The sequence below is a fragment of the Streptomyces sp. NPDC001544 genome, assembly GCF_042894285.1.
Taxonomy (GTDB): domain Bacteria; phylum Actinomycetota; class Actinomycetes; order Streptomycetales; family Streptomycetaceae; genus Streptomyces.
Map to the genome: position 1 here is coordinate 317821 of NZ_JBIAVN010000004.1, position 25653 is coordinate 343473.

The 25653-nt window shown below is 71.9% G+C and carries 22 protein-coding genes; 16 read left to right on the forward strand and 6 right to left on the reverse strand.

Annotated elements, in window-relative coordinates:
* The first annotated feature begins 37 nt into the window (after nucleotides 1-37).
* Nucleotides 38-1495 carry an MFS transporter gene (locus ACFY0F_RS14305; RefSeq protein ID WP_388792946.1) on the forward strand — a complete coding sequence of 486 codons (1458 nt, stop codon included), beginning with the start codon at nucleotides 38-40 and terminating at the stop codon, nucleotides 1493-1495.
* A gap of 210 nt (nucleotides 1496-1705) precedes the next feature.
* Here the strand turns inward: ACFY0F_RS14305 and ACFY0F_RS14310 are convergent, their stop codons facing one another.
* Nucleotides 1706-2125 (reverse strand): DUF3151 domain-containing protein, encoded by a 420-nt coding sequence (locus ACFY0F_RS14310; RefSeq protein WP_388792948.1) that lies wholly within the window; start codon nucleotides 2123-2125, stop codon nucleotides 1706-1708.
* Nucleotides 2126-2464: 339 nt separating this feature from the next.
* On the opposite strand from ACFY0F_RS14310, the gene ACFY0F_RS14315 reads away from it, so the two are divergent.
* The 12 genes from ACFY0F_RS14315 to ACFY0F_RS14370 all read left to right on the forward strand — a co-directional run bounded on the left by ACFY0F_RS14315 (nucleotide 2465) and on the right by ACFY0F_RS14370 (nucleotide 15164).
* Nucleotides 2465-3028, forward strand: a complete 564-nt coding sequence (locus ACFY0F_RS14315; protein ID WP_388792950.1) for a fasciclin domain-containing protein — start codon at nucleotides 2465-2467, stop codon at nucleotides 3026-3028.
* A gap of 160 nt (nucleotides 3029-3188) precedes the next feature.
* A complete protein-coding gene (locus ACFY0F_RS14320; RefSeq protein ID WP_388792952.1) occupies nucleotides 3189-4046 on the forward strand; it encodes a tryptophan 2,3-dioxygenase family protein in 858 nt (285 codons plus the stop codon).
* Nucleotides 4039-5226, forward strand: coding sequence for a kynureninase (gene kynU, locus ACFY0F_RS14325; protein ID WP_388792953.1), 1188 nt, complete (start codon nucleotides 4039-4041; stop codon nucleotides 5224-5226). The genes ACFY0F_RS14320 and kynU overlap by 8 nt, the downstream gene beginning before the upstream one ends.
* 502 nt (nucleotides 5227-5728) lie before the next feature.
* Nucleotides 5729-6613 (forward strand): alpha/beta hydrolase, encoded by an 885-nt coding sequence (locus ACFY0F_RS14330; RefSeq protein WP_388792955.1) that lies wholly within the window; start codon nucleotides 5729-5731, stop codon nucleotides 6611-6613.
* 246 nt (nucleotides 6614-6859) lie between these two features.
* A complete protein-coding gene (locus ACFY0F_RS14335; protein WP_388792957.1) occupies nucleotides 6860-7861 on the forward strand; it encodes an alpha/beta hydrolase in 1002 nt (333 codons plus the stop codon).
* Nucleotides 7854-9062: an acyltransferase gene (locus ACFY0F_RS14340; protein WP_388792959.1), complete on the forward strand. Its 1209-nt coding sequence runs from the start codon at nucleotides 7854-7856 to the stop codon at nucleotides 9060-9062. Before ACFY0F_RS14335 ends, ACFY0F_RS14340 begins: the two co-directional genes overlap by 8 nt.
* Nucleotides 9055-10428, forward strand: coding sequence for a sensor histidine kinase (locus ACFY0F_RS14345; RefSeq protein ID WP_388792961.1), 1374 nt, complete (start codon nucleotides 9055-9057; stop codon nucleotides 10426-10428). Before ACFY0F_RS14340 ends, ACFY0F_RS14345 begins: the two co-directional genes overlap by 8 nt.
* Nucleotides 10425-11099, forward strand: a complete 675-nt coding sequence (locus tag ACFY0F_RS14350; RefSeq protein WP_388792963.1) for a response regulator — start codon at nucleotides 10425-10427, stop codon at nucleotides 11097-11099. Before ACFY0F_RS14345 ends, ACFY0F_RS14350 begins: the two co-directional genes overlap by 4 nt.
* Before the next feature lie 115 nt (nucleotides 11100-11214).
* On the forward strand, nucleotides 11215-12561 hold the full coding sequence (locus ACFY0F_RS14355) for a histidine kinase (RefSeq protein WP_388792965.1): 1347 nt from the start codon (nucleotides 11215-11217) through the stop codon (nucleotides 12559-12561).
* Nucleotides 12558-13223: a response regulator gene (locus ACFY0F_RS14360; protein ID WP_388792967.1), complete on the forward strand. Its 666-nt coding sequence runs from the start codon at nucleotides 12558-12560 to the stop codon at nucleotides 13221-13223. The genes ACFY0F_RS14355 and ACFY0F_RS14360 overlap by 4 nt, the downstream gene beginning before the upstream one ends.
* Nucleotides 13224-13284: 61 nt before the next feature.
* Nucleotides 13285-14505, forward strand: coding sequence for a cytochrome P450 (locus ACFY0F_RS14365; protein WP_388792969.1), 1221 nt, complete (start codon nucleotides 13285-13287; stop codon nucleotides 14503-14505).
* Nucleotides 14506-14561: 56 nt separating this feature from the next.
* Nucleotides 14562-15164, forward strand: a complete 603-nt coding sequence (locus ACFY0F_RS14370) for a Uma2 family endonuclease (RefSeq protein ID WP_388792971.1) — start codon at nucleotides 14562-14564, stop codon at nucleotides 15162-15164.
* Here the strand turns inward: ACFY0F_RS14370 and ACFY0F_RS14375 are convergent.
* A complete protein-coding gene (locus ACFY0F_RS14375) occupies nucleotides 15156-16004 on the reverse strand; it encodes a diacylglycerol kinase (protein ID WP_388792973.1) in 849 nt (282 codons plus the stop codon). The two genes, ACFY0F_RS14370 and ACFY0F_RS14375, sit on opposite strands and share 9 nt — an antisense overlap.
* Before the next feature lie 196 nt (nucleotides 16005-16200).
* On the opposite strand from ACFY0F_RS14375, the gene ACFY0F_RS14380 reads away from it, so the two are divergent.
* Both ACFY0F_RS14380 and ACFY0F_RS14385 read left to right on the forward strand, forming a co-directional pair.
* Nucleotides 16201-17484: an adenylosuccinate synthase gene (locus ACFY0F_RS14380; RefSeq protein ID WP_388792975.1), complete on the forward strand. Its 1284-nt coding sequence runs from the start codon at nucleotides 16201-16203 to the stop codon at nucleotides 17482-17484.
* A gap of 160 nt (nucleotides 17485-17644) precedes the next feature.
* On the forward strand, nucleotides 17645-19447 hold the full coding sequence (locus tag ACFY0F_RS14385) for a bifunctional metallophosphatase/5'-nucleotidase (RefSeq protein ID WP_388792977.1): 1803 nt from the start codon (nucleotides 17645-17647) through the stop codon (nucleotides 19445-19447).
* 15 nt (nucleotides 19448-19462) lie between these two features.
* On the opposite strand, the gene ACFY0F_RS14390 is transcribed toward ACFY0F_RS14385, so the two are convergent.
* The 3 genes from ACFY0F_RS14390 to ACFY0F_RS14400 all read right to left on the reverse strand — a co-directional run bounded on the left by ACFY0F_RS14390 (nucleotide 19463) and on the right by ACFY0F_RS14400 (nucleotide 22375).
* The gene (locus ACFY0F_RS14390) at nucleotides 19463-20113 is read right to left on the reverse strand and encodes a hypothetical protein (protein ID WP_388792978.1); all 651 of its coding nucleotides are present in this window, start codon (nucleotides 20111-20113) and stop codon (nucleotides 19463-19465) included.
* Nucleotides 20114-20215: 102 nt separating this feature from the next.
* The gene (locus ACFY0F_RS14395; RefSeq protein ID WP_388792980.1) at nucleotides 20216-20908 is read right to left on the reverse strand and encodes a GntR family transcriptional regulator; all 693 of its coding nucleotides are present in this window, start codon (nucleotides 20906-20908) and stop codon (nucleotides 20216-20218) included.
* A gap of 111 nt (nucleotides 20909-21019) precedes the next feature.
* Nucleotides 21020-22375 (reverse strand): aspartate aminotransferase family protein, encoded by a 1356-nt coding sequence (locus ACFY0F_RS14400; RefSeq protein ID WP_388792982.1) that lies wholly within the window; start codon nucleotides 22373-22375, stop codon nucleotides 21020-21022.
* Between the two features lie 229 nt (nucleotides 22376-22604).
* Here ACFY0F_RS14400 and ACFY0F_RS14405 point away from each other — a divergent pair, with 229 nt between their 5' ends.
* Nucleotides 22605-24512, forward strand: a complete 1908-nt coding sequence (locus ACFY0F_RS14405; protein WP_388792984.1) for a serine/threonine-protein kinase — start codon at nucleotides 22605-22607, stop codon at nucleotides 24510-24512.
* Nucleotides 24513-24631: 119 nt separating this feature from the next.
* On the opposite strand, the gene ACFY0F_RS14410 is transcribed toward ACFY0F_RS14405, so the two are convergent.
* The gene (locus ACFY0F_RS14410; protein WP_388792986.1) at nucleotides 24632-25381 is read right to left on the reverse strand and encodes an SLATT domain-containing protein; all 750 of its coding nucleotides are present in this window, start codon (nucleotides 25379-25381) and stop codon (nucleotides 24632-24634) included.
* Between the last annotated feature and the right edge of the window lie 272 nt (nucleotides 25382-25653).

Here is a 25653-nt window from a genome sequence, read left to right on the forward strand (position 1 = left end):
CTGTCTACGGCGCCGGGCTCGCTGTATACCTGGGGGCATGCCCGACGTCCGGCTGACCTCCCCGCAGGGCAAGTGGATCCTGCTCACCACGATCCTCGGCTCCAGCATGGCCCTGCTGGACTCGACCGTCGTCAACGTGGCGCTCCCGACCATCGGCCGGGACCTCGACGCGAGCCTCGCCGCCCTGCAGTGGACGGTCAACGCGTACATGGTCACGCTGGCCGGGCTGATCCTGCTCGGCGGTTCGCTGGGGGACCGCTACGGCCGCCGCAAGATCTTCGTGCTCGGCGTCATCTGGTTCGCCGCCGCGTCCCTGCTGTGCGGGCTCGCCCCGAACCCGGGCGTGCTGATCGCCGCCCGTGCCCTCCAGGGCATCGGCGGGGCGCTCCTCACCCCGGGCTCCCTCGCCCTGATCCAGGCGTCCTTCCATCCCGACGACCGGGGAAGGGCGATCGGCCTGTGGTCCGGTTTCGGCGGGATCGGCGCGGCCGTCGGCCCGTTCGTCGGCGGCTGGCTGGTGGCCGGCCCCGGCTGGCGCTGGGTGTTCCTGCTGAACGTGCCGCTGGCACTGCTGTGCGCGCCGGTCGCCCTGCGGCACGTCCCGGAGTCCTCCGACGCCCGCGTGCACGGCCGTTTCGACGCGCTCGGCGCCGCGCTGGGCGCGCTGTCCCTGGCCCTGGTGACGTACGCGCTGATCGAGGCCCGCGGCGGCTCACCGGCCGTCGCCCTCGCCGCGGTGGCGGGGCTGCTGGCCGCCGGTGCCTTCGTGTACGTCGAGAAACGCCGCCCCGACCCGATGCTGCCGCTGGACGTCTTCGCGTCGCGGCAGTTCACGGCGGTCAACCTGGTGACCCTCTGCGTGTACGCGGCGTTCGGCGGCTTCTTCTTCCTCACCGCCCTGCAGCTCCAGGTCGTGGCCGGTTACTCGCCCCTGCAGGCCGGTGTCTCCCTGCTGCCGACGACCGCCCTGATGCTGCTGTTCTCGGCCCGCTCGGGCGCCCTGGCCGACCGGATCGGCCCGCGCCTGCCGCTCACCGTCGGCCCCCTGCTGTGCGCGGCGGCGATGCTGCTGATGCTGCGGGTGGGCCCGGACGCGAACTACGCGACGGACGTCCTGCCCGCCCTGCTGGTCATGGGCACCGGCATGGTCACCCTGGTCGCCCCTCTCACCGCCTCCGTCCTCGCCTCCGTGGACACCGCCCGGGCGGGCCTGGCCAGCGGCATCAACAACGCGGCGGCACGCGCGGCGGGACTGATCGCGGTCGCCGCGCTGCCGCTGCTGGCCGGGATGGGCCCGGAGGCCTACCGCTCGGCCGCCGCCTTCGACGCGGCCTTCCGCCGGGCGATGCCGATCTGCGCCGGGGTCCTCGTCGCCGGGGCGGTGCTGGCACTCGCCTTCGTACGCCGTCCGCGCCCGGACTGCCGCCGTCCCGAGTGCCGGACGCACGGCAACGTGACGGCTCCGCCGCTGGAGCGCGGCGATCGCCGGGCGTAGCCACGGACCCCCTGGCGGTGGGCCCCCTAGTGCTGTGGCCGGAAAGGTTTGCCGGGAAGCTCGCGGCGTCCGGTGCGGTGCATCGCAAGGCGGAGCGTCGCCCGCGTACTGGATGTACTCGGGTGATGCGACAACGCGGCGAGGTGCCGTGCCGGGCGTCGCGAGCCGGTGAACCTTTCCGGTCGCAGCACTAGCTGTCGGCGTGCACCGTCACCGCTTGAGCTCGGCGTACGCCTCGGCGCTGCTGTCCTGGAGGAACTGCCAGCACCGCTCCGTCTCGTCCTTCTCGTCGATCTCGCCGGCCGCGCGGGCGAGGGCGGCGAGGCAGCGCAGGAATCCGCGGTTGGCGCGGTGGCTCCACGGGATGGGGCCGTGGCCCTTCCAGCCGGCCCGGCGCAGCGCGTCCAGGCCCCGGTGGTAGCCGGTGCGGGCGTACGCGTACGACTCGACCACTCGTCCCGCCTCGAAGGCGTCGTCGGCGAGCATGGCCCAGGCGAGCGAGAACGTGGGGTACTTCGCCGCGACCTCGGCCGGGGACCGGGACTCCTCGCCCAGCAGGCGGTACGCCTCTTCGTTCTCCGGCAGGTACGTCGGCTCGGGGCCGCCGAGGAGGTTGTTGTGAGTCGTCATGGGGCCAGTCTGCCACCGTTCCCTCGCGGTCCCTCCGGGGCCATCTTCCCCCGCGTCGCCGGTCGACGCAGCCGGAGAGGTCCCGGCCGCCTCACCCCCGGCGCCGAACGGTGCAGCGCGGGTGCCGAGTTCCACGCCGGACGCGGCTTCGAGATGCGGTCACCGGTACCTGCTGGATACGCTCGCTGAGTGGCCGGACGACGACGGCCCAAGGCCGTTGCACAGCAGCCGCCCACCCCCCAGGACCCTGCCCCCTTCAGGAAACCAAGACTTCCGCAATCCCGACCTCTGCACTGTTCACGCCTCCACGGGAGGAAGGTTGCGATGAGGTTCACCCGCATGCGTACAGCAAACGCCACCGCGGCGGTTGTGGTCGCCGTCCCGCTCGCGCTCGGAGGTCTGGCGTCGCAGAGCCACGCACAGAGTCCGTCTCCGAGCCCGTCGGGGACGTTCGGTTCCGGCTGTTCGGCGCTCTCCCAGAAGGTGAGCACGGTCAAGGACAAGGTCTCGGAGGCCGCGGCCGCGTACCCCGAGCTCAGCCAGCTTGTCTCGGCCACGGTCAGGGCGAAGCTGAACGGCGCCCTCGACGGGAAGCCCGACATCACCGTCTTCGCCCCGAACAACCAGGCCTTCAAGAACGTGACCGCGTCGCAGCTCGCCTCGCTGCTGAGCAATCAGGGCGAGCTGAAGAAGGTGCTGACCTACCACGTCGTGGACAAGCAGATCACCCCGAACGAGCTCTCCAACGGCTCCTTCACGACGGTCGAGGGCAGCAAGCTGACCACGTCCGGGTCGGGCACCGACTTCAAGGTCAACGGCAAGGCGAACATCGTCTGCGGCAACATCAAGGCCGCGAACGCCACCATCTACGTCATCGACTCGGTCCTCCAGCCCCCGTCCTGACTCCGGAACGGGACAGGACTGTCCGGTGTGGCCCGTCTGGCAGCAGACGGGCCTTGCCAGCACCCGGGGGAATTGCGGAGGATGCGGAGAGGGGACCGGGGCCCCCGTGCCGGCATCGGCAGGGGCGGACCGCTACCCGGAGCAACAACAGGAGACAGCGATGTCCCAACAGGCTCGCCCGACCTCTCAGCCCCCCGAGGCCCATGAGCCCGAGACCCCGCATCTCGACTTCGCCGGCACGACGCCGTACGAGGACTACGTCAAGGCGGACGTGCTCACCCACCTCCAGCACACCCTCTCCGACGATCCCGGGGAAATGGTCTTCCTGGTCACCACCCAGGTGATGGAGCTGTGGTTCACCGTCATCGTCCACGAGTGGGAGACCGCCGCGAACGCCCTGCGTTCGGACGACGTGCCGACCGCCGTGGCCGCGCTGAAGCGTTCCGTCCGCGAACTGGAGGCCCTCAACGCCTCCTGGAAGCCGCTCGGCCAGCTCACGCCGGCGCAGTTCAACTCGTACCGCTCCGCCCTCGGCGAGGGCTCCGGATTCCAGTCGGCGATGTACCGCCGCATGGAGTTCCTGCTCGGTGAGAAGTCCGCGTCGATGCTCGTCCCGCACCGGGGCGCGCCGCGCGTGCACGCGGAACTGGAGAAGGCCCTGCAGGAGCCGAGCCTCTACGACGAGGTGCTGCGGCTGCTGGCCCGCCGCGGCCACGCGATCCCCGCGGATGTCCTGAACCGTGACGTGTCCCTGCGCCACGAGCCCTCGGACGCCGTCGAGTCGGTCTGGACGGCGATCTACTCCGGCGACCAGGACGCCGAACTCGCGCGCCTGGGCGAGGCGTTGACCGACGTGGCCGAACTGGTCTGGCGCTGGCGCAACGACCACCTGGTCGCCACCCGGCGCGCGATGGGCGCGAAGCCCGGCACCGGCGGCTCGGCGGGCGTGGCCTGGCTGGAGAAGCGCGCCCGGAACAACGTCTTCCCCGAGCTGTGGACGGCGAGGTCCCATGTCTGAGCTCGCGGTACGCGCGCGGAAACTGGACGGCGCGGACGAACTGGCGGCGTTGCGTGACCGGTTCGTCCTCGACGAGGCGGTGTACCTGGACGGCAACTCGCTGGGCGCCCTCCCCGGACACGTCCCCGACCGGGTCGCCGACGTGATCCGCCGCCAGTGGGGCGAACTGCGCATCCGCTCCTGGGAGGAGAGCGGCTGGTGGACGGCGCCCGAGCGGATCGGAGACCGCATCGCGCCGCTCGTCGGTGCCGCGCCGGGCCAGATCGTGGTCGGCGACTCCACCAGCGTCAACGTCTTCAAGGCGCTCGTGGCGGCGGTACGCATGGCGGACGGGGACCGGGACGAGATCCTGGTCGACGCCACGACCTTCCCGACGGACGGCTACATCGCCGAGTCGGCGGCCCGGCTGACCGGCCGCACCCTGCGCCCGGTGACCCCGGCCGAGGTGCCGGACGCGCTCGGCGGCCGTACGGCGGCGGTCCTGCTCAACCACGTCGACTACCGCACGGGCCGCCTGCACGACCTGCCCGCCCTGACGGCGGCGATCCACGCCTCCGGCGCCCTCGCGGTCTGGGACCTGTGCCACAGCGCGGGCGCGCTGGAGGTGGGCCTGGACGAGCACGGGGTGGACCTGGCCGTCGGCTGCACCTACAAGTACCTGAACGGCGGCCCGGGTTCACCCGCGTACCTGTACGTACGCGAGGACCTCCAGCCCCGCTTCGACAGCCCGCTGCCCGGCTGGAACTCCCACGCCGAACCGTTCGGCATGCGCCCCTCCTACGCACCGGCGCCGGGCGCCCTGCGCGGGCGCGTCGGCACCCCGGACATCCTCTCCATGCTGGCCCTGGAGGCGGCGCTGGACGTCTGGCAGGACGTGTCCATGTCGGCCGTACGGGCCAAGTCGCTGGCGCTGACCGACTTCTTCCTGGAGTGCGTGGAGCGGTACGTCCCGGCGGGCCGCGTCGAGTGCCTCACCCCGGCCCGTCACCAGGAGCGCGGCAGCCAGATCGCGCTGCGCTGCGACGACGCGGGAAAGGTGATGCGCCGCCTGATCGAACGAGGCGTCATAGGCGACTTCCGCCACCCCGACGTCCTCCGCTTCGGCTTCACCCCGCTGTACGTGACCTTCACCGACGTGGAACGGGCGGGGCGGGTGCTGGGGGAGACGGTCGGGGGGTGACGAGTCCCGCCGTGGCCTCTCAGCGCCGGCAGGCATCACTCAGCCCGTCCGGCGTTTGAGGACGAGGCCGTCCAGGCCGACGGGGGTCTGGGGGCGGAGCCCCCAGGGGGTTCAGGGGCGGAGCCCTGCGGGGGTTCAGGGGGGGGAAGCGCCTGGCGGGGTGCAGGGGCGGAGCCCTGCGGGGGTTCAGGGGGGGAAGCGCCTGGCGGGGTGCAGGGGCGGAGCCCTGCGGGGGTTCAGGGGGCGCAGCCCCCGGCGGGGTCGAAGGGGCGGAGCCCCTGGGGACGGGAACGGGTAGGGGCGGCGGGGGCGAGGAAACCCTCAGGCACCCGGCCGCCCCGACCCCACCCACCACCGAACCGTTTATCCTCACCGAGAGTGACATCCCCCGTCACCGGCCTGGTACCGTCCCGGCCAACGGCCGATTCCCACCTGGTCCGCCAAACCCTCCCCCAGTGCCGAAAGCCTGGGAGATACCCCATCGCCGCTGAGAGGTTGGAGCATGCCGGACGACGCAGCATCCCGCGCCGCCGCCGAGGAGGAGTCGGCCTTCTCGCACCCGTCCGTGGAGCCCGACACCACCCGTGCCTACGGTGAGCACACCGACCAGGTGATCGACTTCTACGCGCCACAGGGCGAGAGCGGACCCGCCCCCCTGGTCGTCGTCCTGCACGGCGGTGCCTGGCGCGCCCCGTACGACCGCCGCCACATCACCCCGTTCGCCGACTTCCTGGCCCGCAGGGGCTTCGCCGTCGCCAACGTCGAGTACCGCCGCGGCGGTACGGCGCAGGGGAAGGGGCAGGGGCAGAAGGTGGACGCCCCGATCGCGGGGCGCTGGCCGGACACCTTCGACGACGTGGCGGCGGCCATGGACGCGCTGCCGGCCCTCGTCCGCGAGGTGCTCCCCCAGGCCGACGCACGCCGAACGGTGCTCACCGGCCACTCCGCGGGCGGCCACCTGGCGCTGTGGGCGGCGGCCCGCCATGTGCTGCCGGCCGGCTCCCCCTGGCGCACGGCCGGCCCGGCCCCCTTGCGCGGGGTGGTGGCCCTCGCCCCGATCGCGGACTTCGAGGTCGCCGCGAAACTGGAGGTCTGCGGCAATGCGGCGGTCCAGCTCCTCGGCGGCAAGGAGAACTTCACCGAGCGCCGGCCGTACGCCGACCCCGCCCTCCTCCTGCCCACCGGCATCGCGACCACCCTCGTCCAGGGCCGCGCGGACATCGACGTCCCGGAGGCGGTCGCCGAGTCGTACGCGGAGGCGGCGGCGAAGGCGGGCGAGATGGTGGGCCTGACGCTCCTGGAGGACGTCGGCCACTTCCCGCTGATCGACCCGGCCGCGGACGCGTGCGCGGTGGTGGCGGAGGAGATCGCGCAACTGGCGTGGTGAGAGACCGGCGGTGGGGGCACCGGCGGTGAGGGCAGACGGTCCAGGCCAGACCTCGGGGGCGGCACCCGGGCATACGCCGGGGCAGCCCCCTGACGTACCCCCTGTGACGGCACCCGGGCATACCCGTAGTACCTGAGAGCTACCTCCCAGAACAGCTCCCGAGCGGGACGCAGGCGACGGTCCCCGCTCCGTAACTTCCCCTCCAGACCAGCCCGATGGCCGGGCGGCAGGGGAGGGGAGGCCGGCATGGAGCTGGTACGGACGGCACGCGGTCAAGGCGGGAAGCGGCGCCGCGGACCCAGGTGGCTGCGCGCCCTCCTGGCCACCTCGATCACCGCCGCCATCGTGATCCCCCTCTCCGCCGCCGCACACCCGGAGATCCCCGCCCCGGCCCCCGCCGCGCTCGCCCCCGTCACGGCAGCCACCCTGGGCCACGCCTACGCCGCCAACCGGGCCAACGCCGCGCAGGCGTCCCGGATGGCCGCCGCCCACGGCGACCGGCACCGGGCGGCGGCGGACCGCGAGCTCGCCGACCCGTCCCGTCACCTGCTCGCCTTCGACGGCCGGGGCGCGGGCCTCGCCACGGAGGTGTTCGGCGACCTCGCCCACGCGGACCGGGTGGCCGTCATGGTGCCCGGCTCCGACACCTCCCTCGACACCTACGCCCGCTTCCACACGGCCGGCTCCGCCCTGTACCGCGAACTCACCCGGCACGCACCGCCCGGCACCCGCACCGCCGTCGTCGCCTGGCTCGGCTACCGCACGCCCGGCACGGTCAGCACGACCGTCCTCACCGCGAGCCGCGCCGAGCAGGCGGCACCCCACCTCAGAGATCTCGTCGGCGACCTGCGCCGCGTCACCGGACCGCACACCCGCCTCACCCTGGTCTGCCATTCGTACGGCTCGGTGGTCTGCGGCCGAGCCGCCGCGAACCTGGCGGTGGCCGACATCGCCCTCATAGGCAGCCCCGGCACGGGCGCCGGCACGGCCGCCGCCCTGCACACCCCCGCCCGGGTCTGGGCGGCCCGCGGCAGCGAGGACTGGGTGGGCGAGGTGCCGCACGTCAGGGCCGACCTGGCCGTCGCCACCATCGGCTTCGGCACCGACCCGGTCTCCCCGGCCTTCGGCGCCCGCGTCTTCGGCGCCGCCGACGCCAAGCACAGCGGCTACTTCACCCCGGGCTCCACCGCCCTCACCAACCTGGCCCGGATCGTCCTGGGCGAGACCTCGGAGGTGTCCGGTGCCTGAACCGACCACCCACGCACCGTTCCTGCGGGGCATACGGCAGGCCGCCCCCCGCGTGGACGCCGCCACCCCCGCCTCCCGGGACCGCGCGGTCGACGCCCTGCGCGCCTTCGCGATCCTCGGTGTCGTCCTGGGCCACTGGCTGGTCACCGCCCTCGTCGTGGACGACGGCACGCTGCACACGGGGAGCCCGCTCCAGCACATGCCATGGCTGGCCCCGGTCTCCTGGATGTTCCAGACCCTCGCGGTCTTCTTCCTGGTGGGCGGCCATGTCGCGACCCAGGGGTACGCCTCCGCGCGCTCCCGGGGCACGTCATACGGCGAGTGGCTGCGAGGCCGGCTGTCCCGGCTGTTCCGGCCCGTCGCCGCCGTCCTCACCCTGTGGACGGTGGTGGCGACCGCCCTGCTCGTCGCCGGGGTCCCCTACGACACGGTCCACACCCTGGTCAAGCTCGCCCTGTCGCCGATGTGGTTCCTGCTGGTGTTCGCGGCGCTGACGGCGGCGACCCCGTTGGTCGGCCGGCTCAACCCCTTGTGGCCGCTGGCCGTCGTCCTCCATGTGGACCTTCTGCGATTCGGCCTCGGCGTGGGCCCGTTCTGGCTCGGCTGGGTGAACGTCGCGGCGGGCTGGCTGGTGCCCTACACCCTGGGCGCGGCCTGGACCCGGGGCGAGCTGGAGGGCCGCCGTGCGGGCTGGGTACTGCTCCTCGGCGGCACGGTCGCCACCGCGGCACTGGTCGCCTGGGCGGGCTACCCGGCCTCGATGGTCGGCGTCCCCGGGACGGCCGTCTCCAACCTGGACCCGCCGACCCTGGCGGCCGTGACCTTCGGCCTCGCCCAGTGCGGACTGGCCCTGCTGCTGCGCGACCGGCTGCGCCGCGCACTGCGCCGTCCCCCGGCCTGGGCGGCGGTGGCCCTGGTGAACCTCTCCGCGATGACGATCTACCTCTGGCACCAGACGGCCATGATGGCCACCACGGCCACCGCCCTCCCCGCCGGCCGCCTGCCGGGCCTGCACACCCTGCCCGACGACCTCGGCTGGGTGGCGTCCCGCCTGGCCTGGCTCCCGGTGTTCGCCCTGGCCCTCGCCGTCTGCTGGACCGCGTTCCGCTGCTACGAGCAGCCCCGCGGCCGGAGTTCACACGTGGTCCGGTCGCACCGGCCGTCCCCCGGAAGAGCGGTGGTGGCGAAGCGCCATGTCTAGGGTGGGGCCCGTGACGGAACCGGGGACGCGGCGTGTGCTCACCGGCACAGTCCTGCGCTGGCTGCGGGTGCTGCGCGACGACCTGTGGACCACCAGGGCGGATCCGCTGCCTCCGTCTGTACGGCTGCGCTGGCTGCCGCAGGGGGTGTTGTGCCTCACCGCGTTCGGCATCACCCTCGGCGGTGCGGCCCAGCTCGCGAACGGCGGGAACCTCTACTCCGGGTACGCCCTGCTGATCGCCCTCGCACAGGGCGGCGCGGTGGTCCTCGCCCTGTGGCGGCCCATACCGGCGTGGTGGCTGTCCATGGCGGCCACCGTGGTGGGGGCCGTCGCGGTGCACGGCTGGCTGCCCGTGGAGGCCCGCACCCAAAGGTTCACCTGGCCCTGGACCGTGGCCGGGATCATCGCTCACCTGCTCGTGCTGCTGCTGCTCGCGCTACGGGTCCGCACCAGGGTGTCCGCGGAGGCGCTGGGCCTGACCGTACTGGTCACCTATCTCCTCGAAGGGCTGTGGGGCGGGGCGAACTACCAGCCCACCGGGATGGTCACGACCGTCCTGTCGGCGGTCGTCGTGGTGCTCGGCATGGCGCTGCGCGGACGCCGCGAAGCACGCGCGGAACTCGGCCGGCAGACGACGCTCACCGCCGAGGAGCGGGCGCGGCGCACCCTCCTGGAGGAGCGCAGCCGCATCGCACGCGAACTGCACGACGTGGTCGCCCACCACATGTCCGTCATCTCCATCCAGGCCCAGGTCGCCCCGCACCTGGTGGAGGACCCGCCCGAGGAACTCAAGGAGAACCTCGCGGGTATCCGCGAGAACGCGCTGGAGGCACTGACCGAGCTGCGCCGGGTGCTCGGTGTGCTGCGCTCCGAGCACCCCGAGACCGGTGACCTGCTCGACGGATCGGCCACCGGCACCGCCCCGCACGCCCCGCAGCCCGGCCTGGACCGGCTGGAGGCGCTCGTGGAGAACACCCGGGCCGCGGGCCTCACCGTGGACCTCGACATCAAGGGTGAGCGGCGACCGCTGCCGCCGGGCGTCGAACTGTCCGCGTACCGGATCGTCCAGGAGGCGCTGAGCAACGTGCTGCGGCACGCCCCCGGCGCCACCGCCCGCGTCGAAGTCCGTTACACCTACGGGCTGATCGTGGAGATCGTCAACTCGCCGCCGACGCGGCCTGCACCGCCGTCACCGGGTGTCGGGCACGGGCTGCTCGGCATGCGGGAGCGGGTCGCGATGCTCGACGGCTCGCTGACGGCGCACTCCCTGCCGGACGGAGGCTACAAGGTGATGGCGTACCTCCCCCTCTCCGCGACCGACGTCGCCCCGGGCTTCGTCACCGACCACAAGGACGGCACCGTATGACCGGCAGTCCCATCCGCGTCCTCATCGCCGACGACCAGCAGATGGTCCGGCAGGGCTTCACCGTGCTGCTCAACACCCAGCCGGACATCGACGTGGTCGGCCAGGCGGTGGACGGCCTGGACGCGATCGGCAAGGCCGCCGAACTGACCCCGGACGTCGTTCTGATGGACATCCGCATGCCCGAACTGGGCGGCATCGAGGCCACCCGTCGCATCACCGCCGAGTACCCGGGCATGCGGGTGCTCGTCCTCACCACCTTCGACCTGGACGAGTACGTGTACGACGCACTGCGCGCGGGCGCGTCCGGCTTCCTGCTGAAGGACGCCTCCGCGGACCAGCTCGCCGAGGCGGTCCGGGTGGTGGCCGCGGGCGACGCGCTGCTGGCCCCGGGGATCACCCGCCGGCTGATCGCCGAGTTCTCCCGCCTGGACGGCAGCCGCCGGGCACCGCTGAAGCAACGCGTCGGTGACCTCACGGAACGGGAGACGGAGGTGCTCGCCCTGATCGCCCAGGGCCTGTCGAACGCGGAGATCGCCGAACGGCTCGTGGTCGCGGAGCAGACCGTGAAGACCCATGTGGGCCGCATCCTGGTGAAACTCGGCCTGCGCGACCGCACCCAGGCGGCGGTGTTCGCCTACGAGTCGGGCCTGGTCCGCCCGGGCGGCCGCTGAGACACCCGACCGGCGACGGCAGGACCCATGGCGACCCGTAGTACCTGAGGAGGATCCCGAAGGACCCCTCTCACTGGTGACGCCCAACACCCCTGCTCCCGCCTACCTTTTGAACGTGACCGAGACGACGCACACGCAGACGACACCGCCGGGCGCGGGCGCCAGGCCGCGCAGCACGGAATACCGGCTGGCCGCGGGCGCCCTGCGGAAGCTGCGGCAGGACCTGTTCCACGACGCCTTCGCCTACCGCCCGTTGCCCACCATGAACGTCGACGGTCCGATCACCAGCCGGTTCACACCCCGCATGCGCAGGTACGCCCTGTGGACCCGGCACGGGGTGGTGGCCGCCGCTGCCGTGTTCTCGATGCTGGTCGCCTGGGCGAGCGACAACCGCGGCGGTCTGTCGGCCCTGCTGAGCGGCCTGATCGTCGCCGTTCCGGTCCTGCTCACCCTGATCCGCCCGGTCGGCGCCTTCTGGCTGTCCTTCGTCGCGACGTCGTTCATCACCCTGCTGAACAACTCGTCGCTGGACTGGCCGTGGCTGCCCGGCTCCGCCGTGTCCCATCTGGCGGTGCTCACGATCGTGGCGATACGCACCCGCCCGCGCACGGCGGCCTGGATGTGGGCGATCACCGGGGCGTACGGCCTCGTGGCCGAGCACCTCTTGGGCCGGGGGTACAACGGCGTCACCACCGCCCCTGTGCTGATCCTCGCCGCCATGATCCTGCTGGCCGTCACCATCTGGCACATACGCCGCGAGGCCCGGCAGGAGGTGACCGCCCAGCAGACCGCGACCGAGCAGGAGCGCTCCCGCCGCACCCTGCTGGAGGAGCGCACCACCATCGCCCGCGAGCTGCACGACGTGGTCGCCCACCACATGTCGGTGGTCGCCATCCAGGCGGAGGCCGCGCCCTACCGGGTGGAGAACCCGCCGCCCGAGCTGGAGCGGGCCTTCGCCACCATCCGGGAGAACGCGGTGGCGGCGCTGACCGAGCTGCGCCGTGTCCTCGGTGTCGTCCGCGCGGAGGACTACGAGGCCCCGGACGCCCCGCAGCCCACGCTCGCCGACCTCGACGCACTGCTCGCCAACGTGCGGGAGGCGGGCCTCGACGTCGAGAAGGTGGTCACCGGAGCCGTGCGTGAACTGCCGCAGGGCGTCGAGCTGTCGGCGTACCGGATCGTCCAGGAGGCGCTGAGCAACACCCTCCGGCACGCTCCCGGAGCGAGCGCCCGCGTCGAGGTCGGGTACGTTCTCGGCGGGCTCGGCCTGCGCGTGGTGAACGACCCGCCGCCCGCGCCGTCCCTGGTGAAGCCGTCCCCCGGGGCCGGCCACGGCATCACGGGGATGCGGGAGCGCGTCACCATGCTGAACGGCGAGATGACGGCGGGCCGTGCGGACGACGGAGGCTACGAGGTGACGGTGTTCCTGCCCGTCGCCACGACGATCGAAGGGACCGAATGAGCATCCGGGTACTGATCGCGGACGACCAGATGATGGTGCGCGAGGGCTTCTCGGTGCTCCTGGGCGCCATGCCGGACATCGAGGTCGTCGGCGAGGCGGTCAACGGCCGGGAGGCGGTGGAGCGCGTACGTGAACTGGCCCCGGACGTCGTCCTGATGGACATCCGCATGCCCGAACTGAACGGCATAGAGGCCACCCGCGAGATAGTGGCGGCGGACGGCGCGGCGAAGGTCCTGGTGCTGACCACGTTCGACCTCGACGAGTACGTGTACCAGGCCCTGCGCGCGGGAGCCTCCGGCTTCCTCCTGAAGGACGCCTCGGCCCGCCAACTGGCGGACGGCGTACGGGTGGTGGCGTCCGGCGAGGCGCTCCTGGCACCGTCGGTGACCAGGCGGCTGATCACGGAGTTCTCCCGGCTGGCCGACAGTCCGCGGCTGTCCGTGACGGCGCAGGCGGCCTACGGGGACCTGACGGATCGCGAGACGGAGGTCCTGGTCCTCATAGCCCAGGGCCTGTCCAACGCGGAGATCGCCGGGCACCTGGTGGTGGCCGAGTCCACGATCAAGACCCATGTGAGCCGGATCCTGGTGAAGCTGGGGCTCAGGGACCGGACCCAGGCGGCGGTGTTCGCCTACGAGGCGCGCTTGGTCACACCGGGCTGAGAACGGGGCAGACCGTCGACACCCCTGGTCAGCGGCACCGGTGCCGGGCTAGCGTCCGTTCATGGCAGCTGCTTACGACCTCGCGTTCGACCCCTGGGACCAGACGTTCGTGTCCGACCCGTACCCGGCCTACGCCGAGCTGCGGGAGCGGGGGCGCGTGATCTACTACGAGCCCACCGACCAGTGGCTGGTCCCGCACCACGCGGACGTCTCGGCGCTGCTGCGGGACCGCCGGCTCGGGCGGACGTACCAGCACCGGTTCACCCACGAGGACTTCGGCCGCACACCGCCCCCTCCCGAGCACGAGCCGTTCCACGTCCTCAACGACCACGGCATGCTCGACCTGGAGCCACCGGACCACACCCGGATCCGGCGCCTGGTGTCGAAGGCGTTCACGCCGCGCACCGTGGAGGCGCTGCGGCCGTACGTCCAGAACCTGGCGAACGACCTGGTGGCCTCCTTGGTGGAGAAGGGCGGCGGCGATCTGTTGAGGGACGTGGCCGAGCCACTGCCGGTCGCGGTGATCGCCGAGATGCTGGGCATCCCGGAGTCCGACCGGGCGCAGCTTCGGCCCTGGTCGGCCGACATCTGCGGGATGTACGAGCTGAACCCGTCGGAGGAGACGGCGGCGAAGGCGGTGCGCGCCTCGGTCGAGTTCTCCGACTACCTCCGGGAGCTGATCGCCGAGCGCCGTGAGCAACCGGGCGACGACCTCGTCTCCGGTCTGATCGCCGCGCACGACGAGGGCGACCGGCTGACCGAGCAGGAGATGATCTCCACGGCCGTCCTCCTCCTCAACGCCGGCCACGAGGCCACGGTCAACGCCACCGTGAACGGCTGGTGGGCCCTGTTCCGCAACCCGGACCAGCTCGCCGCCCTGCGCGCGGACCACTCCCTGGCCCCGTCCGCGATCGAGGAGCTGATGCGCTACGACACCCCGCTCCAGCTCTTCGAACGCTGGGTCCTGGACGAGGTGGAGATCGACGGCACGGTGATCCCGAGGGGCGCCGAGATCGCCATGCTCTTCGGTTCCGCCAACCACGACCCTGCCGTCTTCACCGCCCCGGAGCGGCTGGACCTGACGCGGAAGGACAACCCCCACATCTCCTTCAGCGCGGGCATCCACTACTGCATCGGCGCACCCCTCGCCCGCATCGAACTCGCCGCCTTGATGACGGCCCTGCTGGAGAAGGCCCCGACGCTGACCCTGGCGGCCGAGCCGACGCGGAAGCCGAACTTCGTGATCCGGGGGCTGGAGGGACTGAGTATGGAGGTGAACTGAGTGACCGGTCCACTACGCTGTGTGGTGACTGGTCTGCATTCGAGGGAGGGCGCATCATGACGTTGATGGCAGAGCGACCGGTGATAAACGACGCCGAACCCCGTAGCAGCTTCGAGGAGCTCCTGGACCTCCTCGACGAGCTGAACGTGCCCGACGGCTACAAGGCCGAGATCATCAGGGGGAGCATCGTCGTGTCGCCGTGGTCGAAGGCCTATTACGCGGATGTAATGGACATGATCTGCGATCAGCTACGTCCTCATCTACCCGAGGAGCACCGCATCAGCTGGGGCCCCTTGCTGTATGTGTTCCCAGGCATCGAGCGCGCGTACGGCCCTGACATCCACGCTGCCCACCGACGTGCCCGTCGCAGCACCAGCAACCGCCTTGACGGAGAGGCGCTCTCGTTCGTTGCGGAGCTGACCTCTCCGGCCACACGAGACGAAGACCGCACGGACAAACTCGAGGTCTACAGCAGGGTCGGCGTCCCCGTCTACCTGCTCCTCGACATGCAGGAAGAAGAGGCCACCGTCTACTGGGAGCCTTCGTCCAAGGGATACCAGGGGCGGCTCACCACATCCTTCGGCGAGAAGCTGTACATCCCGGACCCCATCGGCTGCACGCTGGACACCACCGGCTTCCAGGCCCCCACCTCACCCTGAAGGCACCGTAAGCCCCCAAGCCCCCTCCACCACCCGCCACGTCCGTCTGCGCACCGGCCCCGACACCCCCGCGTCGGCCCGGTAGCGGAAGTCGGCCCCGGTGACCGTCACCGTCCTCCCCGAGGCCAGCAGCGGTGACGCCTCCGCCCCCACGGACAGCGGGCGCACCTCCACGTCGGCCACGCCGGAGGCGCCCGGGGTGACCGAGACCGCCTCCACGGGCTGGTCCAGGCCGACGACCGTCTCCCCGTCGACCTCCACCCGCAGCCGGGACGGCCCGGGAGCGGGAACGGCCGGGGCGGGGCGGGACGCGAGGGTGCGTACCAGCGACCGGCACCGCGTGCGCAGCCCCGGGCGCCCGGGGGCGGACGCCGCCGGCTCCACCGCCTCGGCCTCCCGCAAGGGGACCGGTGGGATCCGCAACGCGCCCAGCACCACCCCGTCGCTCTCGTCGACCAGCAGGTCCATGCGCCGCTCCACCCCGTCCAGCACCGCCCGTGCCCCGGCGACGGCATCCGTCGGCAGGCCCAGCGTCTCGGCCAGGGTCAGGGAGCCGCCGACCGGCACCATGGACAGCACGCATCCGGACAGCTCCCGCTGCCGGTGCAGCAGGGTCACCGCACGGACCAGCGCCCGGTCGTCGCCCACGACCACCGGCCGGCGCGAGCCCCGCCGGGTCAGCACCCGGGCGAATTCCTCCGGGTCGTCCGGCAGACACACCTTCGTGGCCGCACCCGCGCTGAGCACGTCTTTCGCGATCCGCACCGCCTCCCCGTCCGTCCGCCGGGCCAGGGGATCGATGATCACCAGCAGCTGATCGGACCTCGCGGAAGTCGCCACCTCGGTCCTGCCTCGCTTCCTCGGGTAGCATCTTTGTGCAAGAGCCCCTTGCGCTATTGCGCCAGGGGCTTCGTCTATTCCGGGGCATCCGGTCCGACGGTTGTGCGGCCAACGGCGGTCGCGGTGGTACGCGGCGGTGAGCCTACGCGTACGCCCCTGACCTTGGACATGCCCCGCCCGGAAGGGGTGTACGCGCGTGCCCGCACTTGTGCTGCTCGGTGCTCAGTGGGGTGACGAAGGCAAGGGAAAGGCGACCGACCTGCTCGGTGGCTCGGTGGACTATGTCGTTCGCTACCAGGGCGGCAACAACGCCGGCCACACGGTGGTCGTCGGCGACCAGAAGTACGCACTCCACCTCCTCCCTTCCGGAATCCTCTCGCCCGGCTGTACGCCGGTCATCGGTAACGGCGTCGTCGTCGACCCGTCGGTCCTGCTCTCCGAGCTGAGCGGTCTGAACGAGCGCGGCGTCGACACGTCCAAGCTCCTCATCAGCGGAAACGCGCACATCATCACGCCGTACAACGTCACCGTGGACAAGGTGACGGAGCGCTTCCTCGGAAAGCGCAAGATCGGCACGACCGGGCGCGGCATCGGACCGACGTACGCGGACAAGATCAACCGCGTCGGCATCCGGGTGCAGGACCTGTACGACGCGTCGATCCTGACCCAGAAGGTCGAGGCGGCACTCGACGTCAAGAACCAGGTCCTCACCAAGCTCTACAACCGGCGCGCGATCGCCGTCGACCAGGTCGTCGAGGAGCTGCTGGGCTACGCCGAGAAGCTCGCGCCGTACGTCGCCGACACGGTGCTGGTCCTGAACCAGGCCCTGGAGGAGAACAAGGTCGTGCTCTTCGAGGGCGGCCAGGGCACGCTCCTCGACATCGACCACGGCACGTACCCCTTCGTCACCTCCAGCAACCCGACCGCCGGCGGCGCCTGCACCGGCGCCGGTGTCGGCCCGACGAAGATCAGCCGGGTCATCGGCATCCTGAAGGCGTACACCACCCGCGTCGGCGCCGGCCCCTTCCCGACGGAGCTGTTCGACGAGGACGGCGAGGCGCTGCGCCGCATCGGCGGTGAGCGGGGTGTCACCACCGGCCGTGACCGGCGCTGCGGCTGGTTCGACGCCGTGATCGCCCGCTACGCGACCCGGGTGAACGGTCTGACCGACTTCTTCCTCACCAAGCTGGACGTCCTCACCGGCTGGGAGCAGATCCCGGTCTGCGTGGCGTACGAGATCGACGGCAGGCGGGTGGAGGAGCTGCCGTACTCGCAGACGGACTTCCACCACGCCAAGCCGGTCTACGAGACCCTGCCGGGCTGGTCCGAGGACATCACCAAGGCGAAGTCCTTCTCCGACCTGCCGAAGAACGCCCAGAACTACGTCAAGGCGCTGGAGGAGATGTCCGGCGCCCCGATCTCCGCGATCGGCGTCGGCCCGGGCCGTGACGAGACGATCGAGATCAACTCCTTCCTGTAGGACGCGGATCCCACCCCCATGGGCCGGTCATGGACATGAGCATCCTTGACCGGCCCTTGGGTTGTTCGTGGTTCCGCGCGGAGGTGGCCGAGGCAAGCATCTACGCGGGTAGTTGCCGTTTCTCCCTCATCTGCTCCCTCTCCAGTTCCAGGAGTCCCGAATGCCCGTCAGTCCCATGAACCGCCGTGAGTTCGTGCAGAAGTCGGCCGTGACCGGCGCGGCGGTCGCCGTCGCGGGCGCGGTCGGCGCCGGTACCGCCGAGGCCGCCGGACGCAAGGCCGACTGCAAGCCCCGTACCTGGTCCTTCTCCATCCTGGGCACCACCGATCTGCACAGCCACGTCTTCGACTGGGACTACTACAAGGACGCGGCCTACAGCGACAAGGCCGGCAACTCCGTGGGCGTGGCCCGCGTCGCCACCCTCATCAAGCAGCAGCGCGCCGCCAAGGGCGAACACCGCGTCCTCCTCGTCGACGCCGGCGACATCATCCAGGGCACCTCCCTCGCCTACTACTTCGCGCGCGTGGAGCCCATCACCGGCGGGGCGAAGCACCCCATGGCCGTCGCCATGAACCACATGCGCTACGACGCCGCCGCGCTCGGCAACCACGAGTTCAACTACGGCATCGACGTGCTGCGGAAGTTCGAGAGCCAGTGCCGCTTCCCGCTGCTCGGCGCGAACGCGCTGGACGCGAAGACCCTGCGCCCGGCGTTCCCCCCGTACACCGTGAAGAAGATCCGCGTGCCCGGCGCCCCCGACATCAAGGTCGGCATCCTCGGCCTGACCAACCCGGGCATCGCGCTGTGGGACAAGGACAACGTCAGCGGGAAGATGGTCTTCCCCGGCCTGGTGGAGCAGGCGAAGAAGTACGTGCCCCGGCTGCGCGCCCTCGGCTGCGACGTCGTCTTCCTCACCGACCACTCCGGGCTCGACGGCTCGTCGTCGTACGGCGACGAACTCCCGTACGTGGAGAACGCCTCCAACCTCGTCGCCGAGCAGGTGCCCGGCATCGACGCGATCCTGGTCGGCCACACCCACGTCGAGGTCCCGTCCTACACCGTGAAGAACGCGGAGACCGGCGAGGACGTCCTGCTCTCCGAGCCGTACTGCTGGGGCTACCGCCTCAGCGTCTTCGACTTCGAGCTGGAGCTGCACCACGGCCGGTGGAAGGTCACCCGCAAGACCGCCCAGACCCTCAACCCGAACACCGTGGACGAGGACCCGGAGATCAAGAAACTCCTGGAGGCCGACCACGAGCTGGTCGTGAAGTACGTCAACACGGCGGTCGGCACCTGTACCGAGGACCTCTCGGCGGCGGAGTCCTGCTGGAAGGACGTGCCCATCATGGACTTCATCCACAAGGTGCAGGCCGACACGGTGAAGGCGGGCCTGTCCACGGCGGACGCGGCGCTCCCGCTGATCTCGGTGGCGGCGCCCTTCAGCCGCACGGCGGACATCCCGCAGGGCAGTGTCACCATCAAGGACATCGCCGGCCTCTACATCTACGACAACACCCTCTACGGCAAGAAGCTGACGGGTGCCCAGCTCAAGGACTACCTGGAGTACGCGGCGAAGTACTACCACCAGGTCCCGTCGGGCACGAAGGTCGACACCGCGACCCTCACGAACGCCAACAACTTCTGGGACTACATGTACGACACCGCCGCGGGTGTCGACTACGAGATCGACATCGCGCAGGCGGAGGGTTCGCGGATCAAGAACCTCACGTACCAGGGCAAGCCCGTCGCCGACGACCAGGTCTTCGTCGTCGCCGTCAACAACTACCGGGCCAACGGCGGTTCGGGCTACCCGCACATCGCGTCCGCGGAGATCGCCTACAGCTCCACGAACGAGATCCGCCAGCTCATGATCGACTACGTGACGGCGAAGAAGACCCTCGACCCGAAGGACTTCGCGGCCGTCGACTGGAAGCTCACCCAGGACGGGACGCCGGTGTTCTGACCGGCGCCCCGGTCATCAGCTGAACACGATCATCGAGCCCTGAGCCAGGCTCCGTGTCGCCGCCGCGTGCAGCCCCAGCCAGACGTGCCGTTCCCGCGCGAACGGGCTGGGGTCGTACGGGGCGGCCACGGCGGGCTCCTCCAGCCCCGTCGGCGCGCGCGGCGGTTCCGGGGCGGCCGGGGGGTTGGCCGGGTCGATGCCGATCGACTGCGCCACCGTCTCCAGCTCCCTCAGCAGCGTCTGGGAGGAGCCCAGCGGGCCGCCGCCGGCCAGCAGCTCGTCGTTGGACAGGGGGCTCGGGAAGTCCACCGGGACGTACGCGCCCGCGTGGTCGTAGTGCCAGACCAGGTGGGACTGCTGGGCCGTCGACTCGAACATCTCCAGCAACTGCTCGTAGTCCCCGCCCAGTTCGTCCACCGGGGTCACCGGCAGCCCGCACACCTGGAGGAGGTAGGCGCGGCGCAGGAAGTGCAGCGCGTCGTAGTCGAAGCCGGCCACCGGCGCGACCTCACCGGACAGGCCCGGCATGTACTGGTACACCGGCACCGGCGGTAGCCCGGCCTCGGCGAGCACCTTGTTGTATTGCGCGAGCTCCTCGGCGAACGGGTTGTCCGGGGTGTGGCACAACACGTCGACGAGCGGGACCAGCCACAGGTCACAGGCCAAAGAGGGCTCCTCGCATCAGCACGCGTACAGCATGACGGTGGACAGGGAAGCGTAGTCGGTGCCGTACCCGGTCAGCTCCCCCCGTGCACGTCCCATACCCATTCATTCGCCGGCGGGCCGGTCGATGAGGCTCAGGGAGTGCGCGTTGTACGCGGCGACGATCCCGCGGGCCGTCGTGGAGTCCCGGCGCGCGAGGGCGTCGACCAGCTCGGTGTGGCCGGACCACAGCCGGCCGCGCAGGTCGGACAGGCGGCGCAGGTGCTGCACCGTGCACACCCAGGACTGCACCCGCAGCCGGTGCAGGAAGTCCGAAAGGTAGGGGTTGCCGAACAGGGCGCTCAGCTCGCGCCAGTAACGCAGGTCGTAGCCGATCAGGACGGTGAGGTCACCGGCCGCCGCGGCGCGCCCCGCCTCCTCGCCGCGGCGGCGCACCCCGGCGAGGGCGGACACCCTGCGCGGGTCGTCCACGTCCGGGAAGCCCTCCTGGCCGTCGGCGAGGGCCTGGAACATGCCGTCGGTGACCAGGCTGCGGGCCTCGATGATGTTCCGGTGGTCGGCCGGCGTGTACTCGGGGACCCGGAAGCCGCGGTGCTGGTCGGCCTCCAGCACCCCCTGCGCGGACAGGTCGACCAGCGCCTCGCGGACCGGGGTCGCGGAGACCCCGTACTGGTCCGCGATCTCCTTCACGGTGAACGCCCGCCCCGGTTGGAGCCGCCCGGCCAGCACCTCGTCACGAAGCGCGTCCGCGATCTGCTGTCGCAGGGTACTGCGGGTCACGGCAGCGTTGCCGGGCATGATCGGGCGGCTCTCCTCACGCGTGCGGGTGGGTGTTCGCTTATGTCTACGAGCACGCCACCTTACGCGTTCGAAGCGTTTTCCTACCGAGCCGTGATAACGGCGACTTCGTCACCCGGTGTACTCGTCGGCCACGCTCAGCGCGGCGTCCAGCGCCGCCAGCCCCTCCTTCAGGTCCGCCTCGCTCACGTTGCACGGCGGCACCACGTGCGTCCGGTTCATGTTCACGAAGGGCCATATCCCGTGCTGCTTCGCCGCCGCGGCGAACGCCGCCATGGCCGCGTTGTCCTGCCCGGCCGCGTTGTACGGCACGAGCGGCTCCCGGGTCTCCCGGTCGCGGACCAGTTCGAGCGCCCAGAACATGCCGACGCCCCGCACCTCGCCGACGCTCGGGTGCCGCTCGGCCAGCGCCCGCAGCCCCGGCTCCAGCACCGAGGCGCCCAGCGTGGCCGCGTGTTCGACGATGCCCTCCTCGGCCATCACGTTGATCGTGGCGACGGCCGCCGCGCAGGCCAGCGGATGCCCGGAGTAGGTCAGACCGCCGGGGTAGGGCCGCCTGGCGAAGGTCTCCGCGATCCGCCCGGAGATCGCGACGCCGCCGAGCGGCACGTACCCGGAGTTCACGCCCTTGGCGAAGGTCATCAGGTCGGGCACGACGCCGAACAGGTCGGCCGCGAACCACTCGCCGGTCCGGCCGAACCCGGCCATGACCTCGTCCAGGACGAAGACGATCCCGTAGCGGTCGCACAGCTCACGCACCCCGGCGAGGTAGCCGGGCGGCGGGACCATGATCCCGGCCGTGCCCGGGATCGTCTCCAGGATGATCGCCGCGATCGTCCCCGGACCCTCGAAGGCGATGGTCGTCTCCAGGTGCTCCAGCGCCCGCGCGCACTCCTGCTCCTCGGTCTCGGCGTAGAAACGGGAGCGGTAGAGGTAGGGGGCCCAGAAGTGGACGACCCCGGCGGCGGCGCTGTCGGAGGCCCAGCGGCGCGGGTCGCCGGTGATGTTCACCGCCTGCTGGGTGCCGCCGTGGTACGACCGGTACGCGGAGAGCACCTTCGGGCGGCCGGTGTGCAGCCGGGCCATGCGCACCGCGTGCTCGACCGCGTCGGCGCCGCCGTTGTTGAAGAAGATCTTGTCCAGGTCGCCGGGCGTCCGCTCGGCGATCAGCCGGGCCGCCTCCGAGCGCGCCTCGACGGCGAACGCCGGCGCGAACGTGGTCATCGTCGCGGCCTGCTCCTGGATCGCGGCGACGACCTTCGGGTGCTGGTAGCCGATGTTGGTGAAGACGAGCCCGCTGGCGAAGTCCAGGTACCGCTTGCCGTCGTAGTCCCAGAAGTACGACCCTTCGGCGCCGGCGACGGCGAGCGGGTCGATGAGCTCCTGAGCGGACCAGGAGTGGAAGACGTGCGCACGGTCCGCGGCCTTGACGGCCGCGCCGGCCTGAGGGTTGGGCTGTGGGGTCATGCGGGCGAGCGTAGATGTCCCGGGCGGGGGACCGGAATCGGCTTCCTGTTCCGTCGGCGGGGGGTTTCCGCGACAGGTTGTCGCACGCGGACCGGCCCGCAGCGCGCTCCCGAGGTCACCTGTTACGGAACCGTAGACGCCTTCCGGTGCGACGCCGATCAGGGCCGCACTATTCTCGCTCTGTTGCACATGCGCAGATTTCGGGCCTATCGGGGGAGGCGGCGCGGCCATGGAGAAGCTGGGGCCGGGGGATCCGCAGAAGATCGGGGCGTACCGGCTGCTGGCGCGGCTGGGCGCGGGCGGCATGGGGCAGGTGTATCTCGCCCGCTCGGACCGGGGCCGTACGGTCGCCGTGAAGCTGGTGCGGGAGGAGCTCGCCGAGCAGGAGGAGTTCCGGGCCCGGTTCCGGCAGGAGGTGCAGGCGGCGCGGCGGGTCGGCGGTCACTGGACGGCGCCGGTACTGGACGCGGACACCGAGGCCGCCGTGCCCTGGGTGGCCACCGGGTACGTGGCCGGGCCCAGCCTGCAGCAGGTCGTCGGCCACGACCACGGGGCGCTGCCCGAGCGGTCGGTGCGGATCCTCGCGGCCGGGCTCGCGCACGCGCTGAAGGACATCCACGCCGCCGGGATCGTCCACCGGGACCTCAAGCCGTCCAACGTGCTGGTCACCATCGACGGTCCGCGGGTCATCGACTTCGGCATCGCGCGGGCGCTGGAGACCCTGGCCGGGGACGGACTCACCCGCACCGGCTCGCTGGTCGGCTCCCCCGGGTTCATGGCGCCCGAGCAGGTGCGCGGCGACCGGATCACGCCCGCCTGCGACGTCTTCTGCCTCGGCTCGGTGCTCGCCTACGCCGCGACCGGAGCGCTGCCCTTCGGAACGGCGGGCACCGGAGCGCACGCCGTGATGTTCCGCATCGCCCAGGAGGAACCCGACCTCGAGGGTGTCCCCGAGGGCATCGCCGACCTCGTCCGCGACTGCCTGCGCAAGGACCCGGCCGCCCGCCCGACGCTGGACGCGATCCTGGAGCGCACCGGTGCGGAGGACACGGTCTCCGGGGGCCGCTCCCGGGACCCCTGGCTGCCGGGGGCGCTCGTCGCCCAGCTCGGGCGGCACGCGGTGCGGCTGCTGGACACCGAGGACCCGGAGGGGGCGGCCGGGACCGGCCTCGGGACCGGCTCCGGCGCGGGCCGGGCACAGCCGCCGGCGCCCGCTGCCGCGCCCGCCGCACCGGACGCCTCCCCGGAGCACGCCTCCGCCTCCGACGACGCCTCGGTGCCCGCGCCCGGGGACCCGCGCCCGCAGGGACAGCAGGGCGGCGGCGTGCCGCTGAACCACCTCCCCACGATGGTCGCCGGGCAGACGCCCCCGCCCGGCACACCTCCGGCGCACCCCGCGTACGGCTATCCCCAGCAGCATGCCCAGCAGCATCCGCAGCCGGTCGCCTACGGCTATCCGCAACAGCCCGGCGCCCAGGCGCCGTACAACCCGTACGCCGGCTACGGCTCGACTCCGCCGTACGGCCCGCCGCCCGTCGGGGTCGGGCCCCGGCCGCCGCGGGAGAACCGGCGGTCCACCGCGGTGCTCGTCGTGGTGGCGTTGGTCGTGGCGCTCGCCGCGGGGGGCTCGGTGTACGCCCTGATGAGGGACGGCGGCGGGGACGCCGGCGGGGGCACGGTCAGCCCGTCCCCGACCGCCACGAGCGCGTCCACCACCCCGGACACCACCCAGGGGTCCACTCCGGCCACCACGGAGCCGGAGTCCCCGAGCCCGTCGGCGGCGGACGGGGCGATCCCGGCCTCCTTCCTGGGCACGTGGTCCTCGTCGATCGACAACGACCTCGGCCACCACACCCGGGAACTGACGCTCAAGCAGGGCGGGGTGGGGGACACGGTCCTCACGCTGGTCGCCGACGGTCCCACCAAGGACGGCGGCACGTACCACTGCGTCTTCGAGGCGGACCTCGCCGGACAGCCGGGTGACGGCGGCCCGTTGGAGATCGGCCCGTCCAGCGTCACGGTCGGGGGGCCGAGTCCGACGTGCAAGCCCGGTGAAGCCAGCGAGGTCACGCTGCTGCCGGACGGCCGGCTGCGCCGCGACGGCAGCGGGGGCGCCCTGACCTACACCAGGGAATGAGGCCGTTGAACGTTCGGCGAATTCCAGCGGGCATGACCGGATTGTCCCCTCCGGGATGCGTACCGTGACCCCACCATCCGACTCCGGGGAGTGGCGGGGATGCGCCCGTGCGCGTGAGGTCAGCGGGGCTCCGGAGGCCGCTGGCGCGGCATGTTCGGGCGGGCCGCGCCGGGCGGGACGGGGAAGCGGCCCGTGGGGGACACGGCGTCCGGCCGCGGCCCCGAGGCGGCCGCGGCCGTCTGGATCCCCAGCGGTGTCGGGCCGGTCCGGAACTCCACCATCCAGCCGGCGGTCTCCGCCCGCACCAGCTCCGTCACGTCCTCGGAGAACTTCCGCAGTACGCCTAGGCACCGCTCCGTGGCCTCCGCGGCCGTGCCCTCCGCCGGCCCGAGCACCTCCCGGACGCTCTCCGACGCCCAGTCGAACTGCAGCACCTGCAGCCGCCGCTGCACGGCCTGCGCGGTGGCCACGTCCCTTATCCACCCGGACGTGACCCCGAAGCACCGGTCCACGGCGACGCACGCCACCGCGAGCAGGAACGCGAGATATCCCCAGGGAGCGACCCCGCCGACCGCCCCGCTGACGTCCAGCAGGGGCAGCGCGGCCCCGCACACCGTCCCGGCCGCCGCTCCGCCGCGCAGCATCCGCGCGCTCCGGCGTTTCCACACCCGGTCCTCGAGGTACCAGGCAGCCGTGTCCAGCGCTCCCCGTTCCACCCACCGGTACAGCTCGTCCAGCCGCTCGGCCGGCTCTCCCCAGTCCCCGAGCGGGAACGGCCGCCCGGTCAGGTCGCCCGGCCGCAGCCCGGCCGCCCCCTCGCCCCGCCCGTCCTGAGGCGGACCCTCGGGCTGCATCTCCGGCTGACCCACCCGGCACTCCCTACTGATTCCGACCGACTGATCCCGACGACCGACCCCGACCCACCGACCCCGACCCACCGATTCCGACCCACCGTTTCCGTTCGTCACGCTGCGTGATACTGGATGCCGATGCGCGGAACCCTTCCTACCGCCCAACGGGTGGCGGCGGTGCGGCTTCCGTCGCTTTTCCGCCCGTAAGGGGGCCTTGATCAGGTATAGGGCTGCCGTAGATGCCACTCGAAAGAGTGCTGGGGCGATGGGCCAGTTGACCACGTAGGCTC